Annotated in this window: 15 protein-coding genes; all 15 read left to right on the top strand. The window is 66.6% G+C overall.

Annotation, left to right across the window (positions count from 1 at the left end; translation table 11 throughout):
* Positions 1 to 22 precede the first annotated feature (22 nt).
* The 15 genes from QWY84_RS03035 (at position 23) to QWY84_RS02965 (ending at position 16,437) form a co-directional block, all read left to right on the top strand.
* The gene (locus tag QWY84_RS03035) at positions 23 to 1,216 is read left to right on the top strand and encodes an MFS transporter (protein WP_290200975.1); all 1,194 of its coding nucleotides are present in this window, start codon (positions 23 to 25) and stop codon (positions 1,214 to 1,216) included.
* 6 nt (positions 1,217 to 1,222) lie between these two features.
* On the top strand, positions 1,223 to 1,351 hold the full coding sequence (locus QWY84_RS03030; RefSeq protein ID WP_290200974.1) for a Clp protease/crotonase-like domain-containing protein: 129 nt from the start codon (positions 1,223 to 1,225) through the stop codon (positions 1,349 to 1,351).
* 197 nt (positions 1,352 to 1,548) lie between these two features.
* Positions 1,549 to 2,004: a carboxymuconolactone decarboxylase family protein gene (locus QWY84_RS03025; protein ID WP_290200973.1), complete on the top strand. Its 456-nt coding sequence runs from the start codon at positions 1,549 to 1,551 to the stop codon at positions 2,002 to 2,004.
* Between the two features lie 20 nt (positions 2,005 to 2,024).
* The gene (sigJ, locus tag QWY84_RS03020) at positions 2,025 to 2,951 is read left to right on the top strand and encodes an RNA polymerase sigma factor SigJ (protein WP_290200972.1); all 927 of its coding nucleotides are present in this window, start codon (positions 2,025 to 2,027) and stop codon (positions 2,949 to 2,951) included.
* A 393-nt stretch (positions 2,952 to 3,344) separates the two neighbouring features.
* The gene (locus QWY84_RS03015; protein ID WP_290200971.1) at positions 3,345 to 4,373 is read left to right on the top strand and encodes a LacI family DNA-binding transcriptional regulator; all 1,029 of its coding nucleotides are present in this window, start codon (positions 3,345 to 3,347) and stop codon (positions 4,371 to 4,373) included.
* A 36-nt stretch (positions 4,374 to 4,409) separates the two neighbouring features.
* A complete protein-coding gene (locus QWY84_RS03010) occupies positions 4,410 to 5,285 on the top strand; it encodes an SMP-30/gluconolactonase/LRE family protein (protein ID WP_290200970.1) in 876 nt (291 codons plus the stop codon).
* A 72-nt stretch (positions 5,286 to 5,357) separates the two neighbouring features.
* Positions 5,358 to 6,590, top strand: coding sequence for a sugar ABC transporter substrate-binding protein (locus tag QWY84_RS03005; protein WP_290200969.1), 1,233 nt, complete (start codon positions 5,358 to 5,360; stop codon positions 6,588 to 6,590).
* Between the two features lie 77 nt (positions 6,591 to 6,667).
* On the top strand, positions 6,668 to 8,215 hold the full coding sequence (locus QWY84_RS03000; RefSeq protein ID WP_290200968.1) for a sugar ABC transporter ATP-binding protein: 1,548 nt from the start codon (positions 6,668 to 6,670) through the stop codon (positions 8,213 to 8,215).
* Entirely contained in the window at positions 8,212 to 10,287 is a 2,076-nt protein-coding gene (locus QWY84_RS02995) for an ABC transporter permease (RefSeq protein WP_290200967.1), read from the top strand. The genes QWY84_RS03000 and QWY84_RS02995 overlap by 4 nt, the downstream gene beginning before the upstream one ends.
* A 109-nt stretch (positions 10,288 to 10,396) precedes the next feature.
* Complete coding sequence (locus QWY84_RS02990) at positions 10,397 to 11,182, top strand: SDR family oxidoreductase (RefSeq protein ID WP_290200966.1); 786 nt, start codon at positions 10,397 to 10,399, stop codon at positions 11,180 to 11,182.
* An 11-nt stretch (positions 11,183 to 11,193) separates the two neighbouring features.
* A complete protein-coding gene (locus QWY84_RS02985; protein ID WP_290200965.1) occupies positions 11,194 to 12,138 on the top strand; it encodes a 3-hydroxyacyl-CoA dehydrogenase in 945 nt (314 codons plus the stop codon).
* A gap of 14 nt (positions 12,139 to 12,152) precedes the next feature.
* Positions 12,153 to 13,085 (top strand): 3,5-dioxohexanoate:acetyl-CoA acetone transferase, encoded by a 933-nt coding sequence (gene kce / locus QWY84_RS02980; RefSeq protein ID WP_290200964.1) that lies wholly within the window; start codon positions 12,153 to 12,155, stop codon positions 13,083 to 13,085.
* Between the two features lie 97 nt (positions 13,086 to 13,182).
* A complete protein-coding gene (locus QWY84_RS02975; protein WP_290200963.1) occupies positions 13,183 to 13,641 on the top strand; it encodes a DUF4396 domain-containing protein in 459 nt (152 codons plus the stop codon).
* 223 nt (positions 13,642 to 13,864) lie between these two features.
* A complete protein-coding gene (locus QWY84_RS02970; RefSeq protein ID WP_290200962.1) occupies positions 13,865 to 15,235 on the top strand; it encodes a pyridoxal-phosphate dependent enzyme in 1,371 nt (456 codons plus the stop codon).
* Between the two features lie 38 nt (positions 15,236 to 15,273).
* A complete protein-coding gene (locus tag QWY84_RS02965; protein ID WP_290200961.1) occupies positions 15,274 to 16,437 on the top strand; it encodes a trans-sulfuration enzyme family protein in 1,164 nt (387 codons plus the stop codon).
* Positions 16,438 to 16,648: the final 211 nt, after the last annotated feature.

The raw sequence follows: 16,648 nt of genomic DNA, 5'->3' as shown, positions 1-16,648 counted from the left end.
AGCATCCTGGGAGAACCAGTCAATGGCAAGTGGAACGACGACCGCATCTCAAGCGGGTTCGCCGGTTCGGGGGTTGGCCGTAACGGCGTTGATGATGATGACCGCGATCCTGGTAGTGGGGCAACTGTACGCCTATCTGCCCCTTCTGCCGGCCATCGGTGAGGGCCTGTCGACGACGGCGCGGGTGTTGGGCTGGACCACGCCGGCCTTCGCCCTGTCCCAGGCCGTGGGCCTGCTCGTGGTCGGCTGGCTCAACCAGCGGGTGAGCGGCGGCAGGCTGTTCGCCGCGGGTATGAGCGCCCTCGCGGTGACCAGTGCGGTCACCGGGGCAGCGCTCGCCGCCGGCAGCGAGTACGGATTCCTGTTGGGGCGGGCGGCCCAGGGGTTGACCGCGGCGGCCTTCCCGCCATTCGCCATCGCCGCCATCGTCGAGAACAACGGCCCGCGTTTCCGTCCCACCGCCGTGGCGCTGTTCAGTGCCTCGCTGCTGATGGCGGCACCGCTGGGACAGCTCCTGGCGGCGGCCGTGAGCGACGCATGGGCGCCCCGCGGCGTGTTCTGGGCATCGTCCGCTGCGCTGGCCGGCGTTGCCGCATGCTTGTGGGCCTTCCGGCTTACCGATGCGTGGACGCCTCGGGATCTGTTCCGGATCCGCTCGGTGCTCGCCCTGCTCCACTGGCGCGCGCTGGGCCGGATCTACGGCGTCACCCTCGTGCTGCTGATGGGAGTGGTCTTCTATTACGCGGCCATCCAGGCCAGCGAGTCAGGGGTGGACCTGCAGCTGTTCCGGCTGCTGGGCGCGCCGGCGGTGCTGATGACGTTGGTCGCGGGCGTGATGCTCTACCGCTGGTCTTCACCCGCCGTTCAGACTCTGGGCTTTGTCGTTGCGGCCTGTGGAACGCTGGCAACCGGGCTGACGGGAACCGCATGGGGGCTTCAGGTGGGGCACTGGCTGGTGCTGGGTGGTGTCGCCATAGCCGTGCCGGCCGTCCTCAGCTTTCTGGGGGAGCAATCCCCGGCGCATCGCCAGCGCGGCATTGTCTTCTACACCTTCGTCCTGTTCGCCGGCGCGAGCCTGGGTACTCCCCTGGTGGGCGCAACCTCGGGTCAGCCGCTCGGCGGCAAGATGCTTCTGCTCGGCGGCGTCTATCTGCTGGCGGCCGGCGCCGCCGGCTCCTACAGGTATTGGCCCTCGCGTCTGACGGCGGATGGATGAACGCCCATGAACCACGTGCCCATGGTGGCGGAACAATTCGACGGCACCGAATGCTCCTTCGACCTGTTCGCCAGGCTGCTGCGCGAGCGCATCATCTTCGTCGACGGCATGATCGATGACGCCACGTCAGCGTAGTGTGTACGCAACTCCCGTTGCGGAAGATCGTGCGCACACTGGTCCAGAATCACTTCATGATACCCGGGGAGGCCAGGGCCTGGGGGCTCGTGGACGAGGTCCGCGGCGCCCGGAAGGCGGCGTAGCACCGTCGGATGTCACAATCGGGCACGTCCGTTCGTCTTCCTTGGTGAGCGACACCCCAAGGGAGGCAGGAAATGAAAGCACGACTGGATTTTTTCACCGCAGCGCCCGAGACCATGGAAGCCATGGTGGCGCTGGAGAACCACGTCCGGACCTGCGGCCTGGAGTACAGGCTGATTGAGCTGGTCAAGACGCGGGCCTCGCAGATCAACGGCTGCGCCTACTGCGTACACATGCATACGCGGGATGCGCGGGCCGCCGGCGAAGCGGAGGAGCGGCTGTATCTGCTCACGGCCTGGCGGGAATCCCCGCTGTACACCGACCGGGAGCGTGCGGCCCTGGCCTGGACGGAGTCGCTGACCCGGCTCGCCGATACGCACGCGCCGGACGAAGACTACGAGGCCGTGCGCAAGCACTTTGCCGACGCCGAGCTCGTTCAGCTGACGCTGCTCATCGGCGCGATCAATGTCTGGAATCGTCTCGCGGTCGGCTTCCGCAGCGTCCACCCCGTGGACGAGGATGGCCTGTGAATGTGTCGGACAGGATTGCCATGACGAACGACCCCGCGAAGGCGTTCGAGCCCCACCGGCGTCGCCTCTTCGGCCTGGCCTACCGAATGACGGGCTCGGTGGCCGAGGCCGAAGACGCCGTGCAGGACGCCTATCTGAAATGGCACGACACCGACCGGGAGGCGATCCGCGACACCCGCGCCTACCTGTCGACCGTGGTGACGCGGCTATGCCTCGACCGGCTGCGGGAGCGTCGGCGAAGCCGGGAATCCTATGTCGGTCCGTGGCTGCCGGAGCCGCTGCCGGGGGCAGCAGGCAACCAGGGTGAGACCGACGAGGAGCTGGCGGACGACGTCTCCTTCGCCCTCATGCTCGCCCTGGAGCGGCTGTCGCCGCTGGAGCGGGCGGCCTTCCTGCTGCACGACGTCTTCGAGCTCGATTTCCGGGAAGTGGCCTCGACCCTGGATCGCAGCGCTACAGCGTGTCGCCGGCTGGCGAGCCGGGCGCGGGTGCATGTGCAGGCCGGCCGGCCGCGATTCAGCGTGTCATCACAACACCGCGATCAGGTCGTCGACGCCTTCCTCGGTGCGGCACGCAGCGGCGACACCGAGACATTGCGCACGCTGCTCGCCGAAGACGTGGTCTTCCACAGCGACGGCGGCGGCCGGAAGGTGGCCGCACTCAAGCCCATCCCGGGTGCTGAACGCGTCGCGCGGCTCCTGTGGGCGATCGCCCGCCGCGCATCGTGGGCGGGGCCGCTGTGGTCCGAGCAGCTGGAGCTCAACGGGATGCCGGGGAGCCTCTCCGTCGAGCCCGACGGTACGCTGCAGAGCACGGCGCTGGCGATCGTCGACGGCCGCATCGAGGCGATCTACGTTGTCCGGAATCCGCACAAGCTTGCCCACCTGCTTCCGCGACTGCCCGAAGGAATACGCGCTTCCCTCGCGACCGGGGATACGCCCGATTGATACGGCCCGCGGACGTTCGTACCCCAATGCCCCTTTGATGGTGCCCGGTCTCGAGCCGCTTGGCGGCCCGGGCATGCAAGCACGTCCGCAACAGCCGGGCGAGACGGCCGCACGACTTCCGCCCGCTCGGCGCGCGAGCGGGCCGCGGATCGAGGCCTCGAGACGCCCCGGCCGGGAACGCATCGGTGGTCCAGGTCCAGCGCCTCGTCGAGAAGGGCGGGCCCCCGCTCCGGGCGGGATGACAATGGGCGTATCATCAACCCTGTTTCTGCTTTTCTGTAAACGTTTTCATCAATAATTACAGAAATTCTCTGCCTTGACAGCCTGTTTCCTTTCGACTAACCATTAATAAATGGAAACCTTTACATTCTTTTGCCCGGCAGCTGAGCGCCCATGAGCACAGCCTCCAAGCCAACGATCTCCGATGTCGCCGCGCACGCGGGCGTGTCCATCGCGACGGTGAGCCGCGTCGTGAACGGCGGGGAAGAGGCGAGCGTCGGCGTCGCGCTGGAAACGCGCCGCCGGGTACGCGAGGCGATCAATGATCTGGGCTACGTGCCCTCCCAGGCAGGGCGAACGCTGCGCCGTCAGACCTCGAATCTGGTCGCCCTGCTCATCCCGGACATCACGAATGCCTTCTATGCGGCCATCGCCCATTCCGTCGAGCTCGCCCTGCGCGACCTGGGCTACGCCATGACGTTGTGCAATACGGATGAGGACCCCGAGCTCCAGGACAAGTATCTCCAGGAGATGCAGGAGCATCAGGTCCACGCCGTGATCCTTCTGGGGGCGGTCGAGAGTGCCGGCCTGGAGAAGGCGGTGAAGGCGGGGGTGCGGATGGCGTTCCTCAATCGCCGCGCGCCCACGGAGACCAGGATGCCGTTCGTCGGCATCGACAACAGGGCAGCGGGTGCCGCTGTCGCACGGCACTTCCTGGCGCACCGCTACGACCCGATCGCCGTGATCCACGGCCCCCTTGGCTCCAGCGCCAGCCGGGAGCGCTATGAAGGCTTCGAACAGGCGCTGCGAGCCAACGGCGTTGAGCTCGCCGCGGACTGCATCGAGCACGGGGACCTCACCATTGACTCCGGCTATACGGCGGCCGAGCGCATGCTGCGCACGGGCCGGCGCCCGGCCGCGATCTTCTGCGGCAACGACCTGATGGCGTACGGCGCCTACCGGCGCTGCCGGGATCTCCAGATCCGGGTGCCCGACGACATCGCCCTGTTCGGGTTCGATGACAATCCCATGAACGACTGGCTGGCCGACTGGCTCAGCACAGTGCGGGTTCCCTATGACCGGTTCGGCTCGGCGACGGCCGGCGTCATCGGCCGGATGCTGAGCGCGGCCGATGAGGGGCCGCGGGAGACGCCGGAGGAGATCCTGCTTCCTTACCAGCTGGTGATTCGCGGCTCCAGCTGACTGGCCCATCAACAAGACCGAACGCGGGGGAGAAGCATGAAAATCGAGCAACTGGTCGACTGCCGAACCACCCTGGGCGAAGGCCCGCTGTGGGATACGCAGCAGGAGCGCATCTACTGGATCGACAGCTTCGGCAACAAGGTCTACCGGGCAACCGCCAGGGGCACCGAGATCGAGACCTGGGACGTACCCGACAAGATCGGTTCCATCGCGCTGAGAAAGGACGGCAACGGCGCCATCGTCGCCCTGCGGACGGGCCTGCATCTGCTCGACTTTGCCAGCGGACGGGTGGAGCCGCTGATGGATCCCGAGGCGGACATCGAGACCACGCGGCTCAATGACGGCAAAGTCGACCGGCGCGGCCGGTTCGTCGTCGGCTCGATGGACATGCAGGAAGAGGCGCCTAACGGCGCCCTGTACCGGCTCGATCCGGACTTCACCTGCCACCGCCTGACCGACGGCATCATGGTCTCCAACGGCCCGTGCTGGAGCCCGGACGGCACAACCTTCTACTTCACCGACACGTGGAGTGAAGACATCTGGGCGTACGACTACGACCTGGAGTCCGGCACCATCTCGAACCGCAGGACGCTGTGCTCGACCAAGGGCCAGGACGGGGTTCCGGACGGGTCGACGGTGGACGCCGAAGGGTTCATCTGGAACGCCCAGGTCTACGGCGGCTACATCGTCCGCTACGCCCCCGACGGAACCGTGGACCGCCGCATCGAGATGCCCGTGAAAAAGGTCACCAGCGTGATGTTCGGCGGTCCCGAGCTGGACATCCTCTACGTCACTTCCATGGCCAAGCCACCGCTCCCCCATCTCCCCGAGGACGGGCCGCTGGGGGGCAGCCTGTTCGCCATTCGCGATCTCGGCATTCGCGGCATTCCCGAGCCACGCTTCGCGGCGTGATTCGGCCCCGGGAGAAGAAGGGCGAAACGCCCGCCAATAAGTAAGACGTCACAGTCTTGGAGGAGAACCGACATGCGATCGACACCCCGTATCAACGAGGCATCCCGCCCGTGCGGCGCCGGTACACCCGGAAAGCTATTGCGTCGGGGCTGTGCCGCCGTCGCGACACTCGCCCTCGGCTTCGGCTTGGTTGCCGGGCCGGCCGCGGCTCAGGACGACGAGCCGTACAACATCTACCTGAGCATGAGCTACATCGGCAACGATTGGCAGGCCGAGGCCAAGAGCATGATCGAGGCCATGGCCAAGCACCCCGACTACGAAGACCGTGTCGATCTGAATATCCAGGTCTCCGGGCCCAATGCCCAGAAGCAGATTCAGCAGATCAACGGCATGGTGCAGGCGGGTGCGGACGCCATCGTCGTCTATCCGATCTCCCCGAACGCCCTGAACCGGGCCGTGCGCAATGCATGCAACCAGGACGTGGTCGTCATCGCCTATGACGCGGAGATCACCGAGCCGTGCGCCTACAACGTCACCATCGACCAGGAGGAAGCCGGGCGCGTGATCGCGGAGTGGCTGGCCGAGGAGCTGGGCGGCCAGGGCGACATCGCCATGATTACGGGTGTCCCCGGCACCTCGGTCGACACCAAGCGGACCGAGGCCGCCAAGGAAGTCTTCTCGCAGCACGAGGGGATCGACATCGTCGCCGAGGCGCCCGGCATGTGGTCGCAGGCGGAAGCGCGCCAGAAGCTCTCGCAGATCATGGCCAACCGGGACTGGGATGATCTCGACGGGCTGTGGATGCAGGTCGGCTGCTACACCGCGGCCAAGATGCAGATCGAGGACGGCGTTGCCGACGAAGACGTTATCCCGTGCGCCGGCGAGGCCTCCAACGGCCACCGCGTGCAGATGCTGCCCCCCGGAACCATCGAGGGCGTCGACGAGGCCTACCGCCCGATCGGCTATCGCAGCATCTCGTACGGCTCGCCCCCCTACTCGGGCGCGCTGGCGCTGAAGATGGCGGTCGCCGTTCTCGACGGCACGGAGGTTCCCCAGCGCGTCAATCTCCCGTTGCCCCTCGCCCGCACCGGAGAGATGGAGTTCTGCGAGGAAGGCACCTGGGAGGAGATGGCGAACGGCTGCAACGTCTTCGATCCGAACCTGGTCTCGCCCGGCTGGTTCGCCGACATCTACGGGCCCTGGACCCCGGAGGTCGGCTTCCAGGCGGCCCTCCTCGGTGAGCCGGAGGACGGCGGCCACGGCTCCTTCGAGGAGGAGTTCGACGCCGAGGCGGCAACCCAGTAGCCGCCGACCGTCCGATCAAGACACTTCGTCTTGACGACGGGGCAGGGGCGCTGCGCCCCTGCCCCCTGGGGGGACCTATGCACCAACATACCGACCCGGCGATCACCGTTCGCGACGTTACCAAGCGCTTCGGCGCGACCATTGCGCTCGACGGTGCGAGCTTCGCGATCCGGCGCGCCGAGGCACATGCACTGCTCGGCGAGAACGGGGCCGGCAAATCCACTGCCGTGAAGATTCTCAGCGGGTTGCTGCAGCCGGATTCCGGCGAGCTGAGCGTCTTCGGCGAGGAGGTTGCGCTCCAGAGCCCCCGTCACGCCCATCGCCTCGGAATCCAGACCGCGTATCAGGAGATGACCCTGATTCCCGACCTGACGGTCGCCCAGAACCTCCTGCTGCCGTACCAGCCCACGGTCGCCGGACAGATCCGGGGACGCCGGGGCCTGGCCCGAACGCGCCACCTTCTGGACGAGCTGGGCATCGGCGAGATCGACCCGCGCGCCGAGATCCGCGATCTCGATCTGCCGTCGCGGCAGAAGCTGGAGATCGCCAAGGCCCTCGGCCGCAACCCGTCCATCCTGTTGCTGGACGAGCCTACCTCGGCTCTGTCCGGGAGAGACGTGGACTGGCTGGGCTGGCTGATCCAGGACCTGTGCAGCAAGGGCGTGACCATCGTGTTCATATCCCACCGGCTGCCGGAGGTCCGTGCCTACTGCGACAGCCTGAGCATTCTGCGCAACGGCCAGCACGTCGGAACGCACGCCGTCGGCGATTTGAGCGACGACGAGATCGTCGAGCTGGTCGCGGGCCGCTCGATTACCCGGTCACAGGCCCGGAACAGGGGGCAGAGCGTCGCCGCGGATGCCCGTCCGCTGCTATCCGGCCGTCACCTCACCGCGGAGGGTCGTCTGCGCGACATCTCGCTCGATCTCTACCCCGGCGAGATCCTCGGGGTGAGCGGCCTGCAGGGCATGGGGCAGCTGGCGCTGTTCCAGGCGTTCTTCGGCATGACCCACCTGAGTGGCGGCGAGATCCGAGTCGACGGTGAGCGCATGACGCTGTCCTCACCGGCGGATGCCATCCGGTCGCGGATCGGGGTCAGCATGCTGCCGGAAGACCGCAAGACCGAAGGCGTCTTTCTCCACCTGCCGGGCCAGCAGAATGTCTCCCTTCCGGTGATCGAGCGATTCTCGCGATGGGGATGGATCGACAAGACCGCCGAGCGACGAGCGGTCGATCAAATGCTCGCGCAAGTGAACGTCCATCCCCGGGCGCTGTACAAGGCGGTTTCCTCGTTCAGCGGCGGCAATCAGCAAAAGATCGCGCTGGCCAAGTGGCTTCTCGCCCGAAGTCGCGTTCTCCTGATGTTCGATCCGACCCGCGGTGTTGACGTCGGCACGAAAGAAGAGATCTACGAGCTGATGCGCCAGTTCGCCGACAACGGCGGGGCGATTCTCTTCTATTCCACCGAGATACCGGAGCTGGTGACGTTGTGCGACCGAATTCTCGGGATCTACCGGGGCGAGATCATCGAGGAGCTCATGGGCGATGAAATCACCGAGGACCGGATTCTCCGTGCGGTGATCGGCCAGGAATCCCTTGTCGAAGAAAACAGGGTGGTCTCATGACTGTGAACACGGAAAGTGCGCTCACCGACCTCATCGCGGGTGCGAAAGCGTCGGCGTCGCGCGGCCGCCCGACCCTGGTCGCGATCGCCGCCTTCGTGGCCATCTTTACCTTCCTTGCGGTGATATCGGCCGGGCCCATCTCGTTCTATCAGGTCAGCTCCATCGCCAGTAGCGGCGTTCCCCTCGCCATGGCCGCCGTCGGCCAGACGCTGGTCATCCTCACGGGCGGGTTCGACCTGTCCGCCGGCGCGGTGATCTCGCTGGTCAACGTGATTCTTGCGAGCCAGATGCAGGACGGCGGCGCGTCGCAGCTCCTGTGGTGCGTTGTCGGGCTGGCTGTCGGGGCGGCTGCCGGCGCGGTCAACGGCTTTTTCGTCGGCTTCATGCGCCTGCCGGCGATCGTGGTGACCCTGGCGACGATGTTCATCATCCAGGGGATTACCCTGCTCATCATGCCGCAGCCCGGCGGGGGCGTCCCCTACAGCTTCTCCGGGCTTCTCACCGGCGACGCAATCCCCGGGCTGCTCCCCATGCCGGTGGTCATCGTGGTTGCAGCGCTGGCTCTGTGGGCCCTGGTTCGAAACTCCCGCTTCGGGACGTCCATCTATGCCGTCGGCAGTGATCCCGACGCCGCGCGCGCCAACGGGATCAGCAACGCCTGGACGAAATTCCGCGTCTACACCCTGGCCGGGGTCTTCTACGCGCTCGGCGGCATCTTCGTCACCGCGCAAACGGGCTCGGGAGACCCACTGATCGGCGAGCCGCTGTTGCTGCAGATCTTTGCCGCCGTCGTGCTGGGCGGCGCGCGCCTCGGCGGAGGGCGCGGCGGCTGCGTCGGTTCGGTATTCGGCGCCTATACCCTGATGATCGTCGTCAACATACTGCTCATCCTGAATATCTCGGCGTACTACAGCACGATCGTCGAGGGCGTCATTCTGATTCTTGCGGTTCTCGGCGCGTCGCTGAGCCGCCAGTCGGCGTTCGCCGGCTACCTGCGTCTCGGCGTGCGCAAGCTGGGCGCGCTCCGGGACGGCTCGCTGCCCCGGCGTGCCCGTGACGTCGTCGATGCGGGGCGGAATGACTTACCCCCGCCCCGCCCCGACGATGAGCTCAGCAGCAATCCGGTTCGAGCCTGGTTCCTGCGCCACCAGGACACGCTCCGCATCGTTGTTCCGGCGTACTGCGTCCTCCTGCTGGTCCTGATCGCCACCGAGATCGCGATCCCCGACCGCTCTCTCGGCATCGGGTACCTCGAATCCCTGCTCGTGCTGACGAGCTTTCTGGCCGTCCTGGGGCTGGGGCAAGGCGCCGTGATTCTCACCGGTGGCCTGGACCTGTCCGTGCCCTGGATTCTTACCCTGTCGGGCGTCCTGCTGACCGGCATCCTTGCCGGAGCGGACATCGCGCCCGTGTGGGCGATCCTGGCGGGCCTGCTCGCGGGTACCGTGCTGGGGCTCGTCAATGGCATCGGGGTCGTCCTTCTCGGCCTGTCGCCCATCGTGATGACGCTCGCCGTCAATGGCATCGCCCAGGGTCTCGCCCTGCTCTACACCAACGGCACGCCCAAGGGGTGGGCGCCGCCGGGCCTCCAGAGCTTCATGAACGGGGAGGTCCTCGGCCTCGCTCCCGTCGCCTGGGCGGTGCTCGGCTTCGTCGTGGTCGCCACGTTGCTCCTGGGGCGAACGACGTTCGGCCGCCGCATCTACGCCGTCGGCAACGGCGCAACCGTCGCGCGGCTGTCCGGCGTCAACGTCGGCGGGACGCTGCTGGCCGTCTATGCGCTCAGCGGCTTCTGCTCGGCGCTGGCAGGGGTCATGCTGACCGGCTTTAACGGCCAGGCCTTCAACGGCATGGGCGACGCCTATCTGCTCCCGTCCATCGCTGTCGTGGTTGTCGGCGGTTCCTTGATCACGGGCGGCCGCGGGCACTATATCGGCATCTTCGGCGGCGCCCTGGCGTTGACCGCTCTGGGGATCGCGCTGGCCGGGACCATGCTCCCGAATGCCGTGCGGGACATCATCTACGGGCTGGTGGTTCTCGGCGCCATCCTCGCACTACGGGAGAGGACATGAAGGTACTGCCCGCACCAGCACGATTCAGGGCCCGGGACCGGAGCCGCGGAACGCGTCCGACCCCGCCTGCAATGCCGAACGCTTCAACGCGACAGCGGAGGGAATAAGGATGAGCGAAGCATTTCTCAGCGGCGTACCGGAAGGCTTACGGGTGCTCGTGACCGCAGGCGCCGGCGGAATCGGGCGCGCCATCGCCGAGACCTTCGTGGCGCACGGTGCCCGGGTCCATGTCTGCGACGTGTCGCAGGAGGCACTGGATGACTGCCTCGCGGCCGGGACCATGACCGGGAGCCTCGCGGATGTCGGCAGCGAGTCCGACGTGGATCACTTGTTCGAGGAAGTGCAGAGGCATCTCGGCGGTCTCGATGTGCTGGTCAACAATGCCGGCCTGGCGGGGCCTACGGCCGAGGTGGAGGATATCGACGCCGAGGCGTGGTGCCGGACGGTCGATGTCAATCTCAGCGGCCACTTCTTCTGCACGCGCCGCGCCGCCCCCCTGCTCAAGCAAAACGGTGACGGGGCCATTATCAACATCGCCTCGGTTGCCGGACGGCTCGGGTACGCCTCGCGCTTGCCCTATGCGGCGACAAAATGGGGCATCGTGGGCGTGACCGCCAGCCTGGCCAAGGAGCTGGGGCCCTACGGCATCCGGGTGAACGCCATTCTTCCGGGGATCGTCGAGGGCCCGCGAATGCAGCGGGTCATCGCCGCACGCGCCGAGGCCAGCGGCGTGTCCTACGAGGCAATGGAGCAGCAGTATCTCAGCCGCATCTCCCTGCGGCGCATGGTCAGCCCCCAGGACGTCGCCGACATGGCGTTGTTCCTCTGCTCCCGACACGGTCGTAACGTCTCCGGCCAACCCATCAGCGTTTGCGGCAACGTCGAGACGCTGTAGCCGAGGTGATCATGCAACCGAACATCGCAGTCGTTGGCAGTGGCTTGATCGGTCGCGCGTGGGCGATCGTCTTCGCCCGGGCCGGATTTCCGGTGCGCTTGTACGACATCGATTCCGGGGCCCTTGATTACGCCCGGGATCGTATTGCCGAGGCCCTGGGGGATCTTGCCCGGTACGGCCTCATCGAGGACAGCGACGTCATTCTCGGGCGCATCCGTACGGTATCCGACCTTGCCGAAGCCCTGGACGACGTGGCGTACGTGCAGGAGTGCGCGCCGGAGACGGTCGACGCCAAGCGCAGTGTCTTCGCCGAGCTGGACCGCGCAGCGGCCGACGACGTCATTCTCGCGAGCTCATCCTCCGGGATCGTCGCGAGTGACTTCATCGGCCACCTGCAGCACCCGGAGCGCTGCCTCATTGCGCACCCGGTCAACCCGCCCTATCTGATTCCGCTGGTCGAGCTCTGCCCGGCACCGGTCACGGATCCGTCGGTCACGGAGCGCGCGCGCTCGCTACTGCTCGAGGCAGGCCAGGTACCGGTCATGGTCCGCGGCGAGCTGCGGGGCTTTATCCTGAACCGGATTCAGGGTGCCGTGCTCAACGAGTCGCTCCGGTTGTACGAAGACGGCTACGTAACAGTCGCCGACATCGATGACACGCTCCGCCACGGACTCGGGCTGCGGTGGTCGTTCATGGGGCCGTTCGAGACCATCGACCTGAACGCACCCGGAGGCCTGAAGGAATACGCCGATCGCTACGGCCCCCTCTACGAGGCGCTGTCTCACGAGCAGGCGGATCCCCGGCCGTGGTCGCGAGAGACGATCGAGCGGTTGCACGCGGAGCGTCGTTCGGCCCTGCCGGAGAAGGAACTGGAACAACGCCAGTCATGGCGCGACAAGCGCTTGATGGCCTTGATCGCGCACAAGACCGCGGCCGCCAAAGACAGCGGCAGCTAAGGAGTATTATCGCCATGGCATCACAGAGGAAAGTCATCATCACGTGCGCCGTCACGGGCGCCATTCACACGCCGTCTATGTCTCCCCATCTTCCGGCGGACCCCGGGGCGATCGGGGACGCGGCGATTGCCGCGGCGGAGGCAGGCGCGGCGATTCTCCATCTGCATGCGCGAGACCCGGAAACCGGGCGTCCGACGCAGGACCCGGACGTGTTCGGGCGGTTCCTGCCCCGGGTCAAGCGCTCCACGGACGCGGTCATCAACCTGACCACCGGCGGCAGTCCGCACATGAGCGTCGAGGAGCGCATGCGCCCGGCGGTGGAGCTGAAACCGGAAGTCGCGTCCCTGAACATGGGATCCATCAACTTCGGCCTGTTCCCGATGCTCGGGCGCTACGACGAGTTCAAGCACGAGTGGGAGCGCGAGCACCTGGAGAAAAGCCGCAACCTCGTTTTCAAGAATACCTTCGAAGACATCGAGAAGATCCTCACGACGTGCGCCGAGAACGATACCCGCTTCGAATGTGAGTGCTACGACATCGGCCATCTCTACAATCTGCACCACTTTGTCTCGCGCGGCCTGATCCGGCCCCCGCTGTTCGTCCAGAGCGTGTTCGGCATTCTCGGCGGTATCGGTCCGCATCCGGAGGATGTCCTGCACATGCGCCGCACCGCCGATCGCCTGCTGGGCCGGGACTACCAGTGGTCCGTCCTCGGGGCGGGAGGCAGCCAGATGCGCATTGCCGCCCAGGCCGCCGCCATGGGCGGCAACGTCCGGGTCGGTCTCGAGGACTCCCTCTGGATCGCACCGGGCCAGCTCGCCGAAAGCAGCGCCCAGCAGGTACGAAAGGTCCGGGAGATCCTGGAAGGTCTTTCACTGGAGATCGCGACCCCCGCGGAGGCGCGGGAGATGCTTCAGCTCAAGGGTGGTGATCAGGTAGCGTTCTGATTGTTCCCCGCGAGGCACGCCGTCCGGGTGTTGACTCCGTGGCCGACGACAGAGTTTAGAATGTGCCTGCCATTGCCCGATCGCGGGAGGACGCATCATGAGCTCGCATCCACACGCGCACCACCATGGCGGCTCGGGGCGAGCGGCAACCGCCGTGCACACCACGCTGCACTGCCTGCTGGGCTGCGCCATCGGCGAGTTCCTGGGACTGGCGATCGGCATCAGCATCGGCCTCGGCCTCTGGGCCACCATGGGGCTGGCAACCGCCCTGGCTCTTGTCATCGGCGTCAATCTGGCGGTGCTGCCGCTGATGCGCCGCCACGGACGCAGCTACCGCGAGGCTCTCGGCGTCGTCTGGCTCGGCGAGGTGGTCTCGATCCTGGTCATGGAGGTCGCCATGAACGCCACCGACTATGCGGTCGGCGGCGTGCAGGTCGGGTCCATGGCCCATCCGCTGTTCTGGATCGGCTTCGCCGTGGCACTGCCGGCAGGCTTCGTCGCCGCCTACCCGGTCAACTGGTGGCTCATCGGCCGTAACCTCAAGCACTGCCACTGAGGGCCCGGTCAGGCAACGACTGACCACCGGGCGCCCGGCGAAGCCCGTCGCCATCGGCGTGGCGACGATCCGCTTCGACGAGCGCGAGGGCGGCTGGCGCGCTGCGGGATGCACCCGTGGTCCGGCCCGGTGGCACGTTTTACCGGGCGGCTCCCGGAGTCATCCGGTCATCAGGCGGACGATGCAATACACTGAGGGGAGGAGACCCGGGAGCCGGCGCCTGATGAACACGTACACCAACGCGATCGAGCTGATCGGCGACACGCCCCTTGTCGAGGTCACCGCGCTCGACACCGGGCCATGCCGCCTGTTCCTGAAACTGGAGAACACGAACCCGACGGGCTCGATCAAGGACCGCATCGGGCTCTCCATGGTGGAGGCAGCGGAAGCCTCCGGAGCACTCGGTCCGGGCGGCACGCTCGTGGAGGGGACGGCCGGCAACACCGGGCTCGCCCTGGCGCTGGTTGCGCAGCAGAAAGGCTACCGGGTCGTCATCGTCATTCCCGACAAGATGAGCCGGGCGAAGATCTTCAATCTCAAGGCCATGGGTGCCGAGGTCATCATGACCCGCTCGGACGTCGGCAAGGGACACCCCGAGTACTACCAGGACATGGCCGAGCGCATCGCCGGCGAGCGTGACAATGCGGTCTACGTCAACCAGTTCGGCAACCCGGCCAACCCCCTCGCCCACGAGCGCGGTACCGGCCCGGAGATTCTGGAGCAGATGGCCGGCGACGTGCACGCCGTCATCTGCGGCGTCGGCTCAGGCGGTACCATGACCGGCCTGTCCCGTTTTTTCTCCAGGGCTTCCCCCGGCACGGAGATGGTTCTCGCGGATCCGGCAGGCTCCATCCTGGCGGACTACGTGAACACCGGCAAGGTTGGAGAAGTCACGGGCTCGTGGCTGATCGAGGGCATTGGCGAGGACTTCGTTCCGCCTGTCTCGGATCTCTCGGGGGTGACCCGGGCCATCAGCATCACCGATGCGGAGAGTTTCCGCACGGCCCGGGAGCTCCTGCACCGGGAAGGCATCCTGGGTGGCACCTCCACGGGCACCTGCCTCGCGGCGGCGCTGCGATACTGCCGGGCCCAGGCCACGCCCCGGAACGTGGTCACGTTCGTGTGCGATACCGGCAACAAGTACCTCTCGACGCTGTACAACGATCACTGGATGATCGACCAGGGATTCCTGGAGGGCGAGCACTACGGCGATCTCCGGGATCTCATCAAGCACCCGTACGCGGCGCACGACACCGTGGTCATCGGGCCGGACGAGCTTCTCATGAGCGCGTATGCGCGCATGAAGCTCTACGACGTATCGCAGTTGCCGGTGATCGAGAACGACAGCATCGTCGGCATCATCGACGAGTCCGACGTGCTCATGGCCGTCTACGGCAATGAGGACCATTTCCGTACGCCCGTGCGGGAGGTCATGAGCACCGAGCTGCAGAAGGTGGACGTGAACGCGGGCCTGGATGAGCTCGTGCAGGTCTTCAACGAGGATCACGTCGCCATTGTCACGGACGGCGACGCATTCCACGGGCTGGTCACCCGCATTGACCTGCTTCACTACCTGCGGCGGCGAGTGGACTGACAGTACTTCTGAGAAGGTTGGTAACGACGAGGCTGCTCATGAACGATCACGACAAGCAGCACCGGCTGGCCACACGCGTCATTCATGCCGGCCAGGCCCCGGACCCGTCCACCGGTGCCATCATGACGCCGATCTATGCGACGTCCACCTACGTACAGGACAGCCCCGGCCACCACCTGGGGTTCGACTACTCCCGCACCAGCAACCCCACCCGGCTCGCCTACGAGCGCTGCGTGGCGGACCTGGAGGGCGGCCACGCCGGCTTCGCCTTTGCCTCGGGCATGGCGGCCACGGCCGGCGTGCTGGAGCTGCTCGACCACGGCAGCCACGTCATCGCCATGGACGATCTGTACGGCGGCACCTATCGGCTGTTCGAGAACGTCCGGCGCCGCTCCGCAGGGCTGGAGTTCAGCTTCGTCGACCTCAGCCGGCCGGGGGCAGCCGCAGAGGCTCTCCAGGACAACACGCGCATGATCTGGGTGGAGTCACCCAGCAATCCGCTGCTCAAGCTTGTCGATCTGCAGGACATCGCCGCATTCGCCCGGGAGCACGGGTTGCTGAGCGTCATGGACAACACCTTTGCAACGCCCATGCTCCAGCAGCCGCTCGCCTGCGGCTTCGACATCGTTGTCCACTCGGCCACCAAGTACCTCGGGGGCCATTCCGATGTCGTCGGCGGCGTGGCAGTGGTCCGTGACGCCGCCGTCGCCGAGCAGCTCGGGTTCATCCAGAACGCCGCCGGCGGCATCGCGGGGCCGTTCGACAGCTTTCTCGCCATGCGCGGCGTGAAGACCCTGGCCCTGCGCATGCAACAGCACTGCAGCAACGCACGGGCCATCGCGCACTGGCTCGAGCAACGGTCCGACATCCGGCGCGTGCTCTACCCGGGCCTGCCCAGCCATCCGCAACATGCGCTCGCCGGCGAGCAGATGGCCGACTACGGCGGCATGATCACCATGGTCGTCGACGGCGGCGAGGAGCGGGCTCGCCGGGTTCTCGAGCGCTTTCAGGTGTTCGCCCTGGCCGAGAGTCTGGGCGGCGTCGAAAGCCTGATTGAACACCCCGGGATCATGACCCATGCCTCGATCCCCGCGGAAACCCGGCGTGATCTGGGCATCGAGGACGGCCTCATCCGGCTCTCGGTCGGTATCGAGGACCGTGACGACTTGCTCGCTGACCTCGAGCAGGCGCTGCGGCCCTGACCCCGGAAGAGCGGGACACCCAAACAAGGCGGCGGCTTCCTTTGCCAGGGAGACCCCCGGGGTCAAGCGCGCATGCGCTTGAAACGCTCGCCAATCCCCGCCCCGAATGATTCCGCGCTGGTTGCGATCCATTGCACATAACACCGATACGGACCCGCGTACGATTGCAGGCACGAGGCGTTGGACGGCTTCCACATCCGGATTGCCGCAG

The sequence above is a fragment of the Aquisalimonas lutea genome (genome assembly GCF_030409225.1).
Classification (GTDB): Bacteria; Pseudomonadota; Gammaproteobacteria; order Nitrococcales; family Aquisalimonadaceae; genus Aquisalimonas; species Aquisalimonas lutea.
The sequence above is the reverse complement of the archived record's forward strand: the minus strand, read 5'-3'. Positions and strand labels throughout refer to the sequence as shown.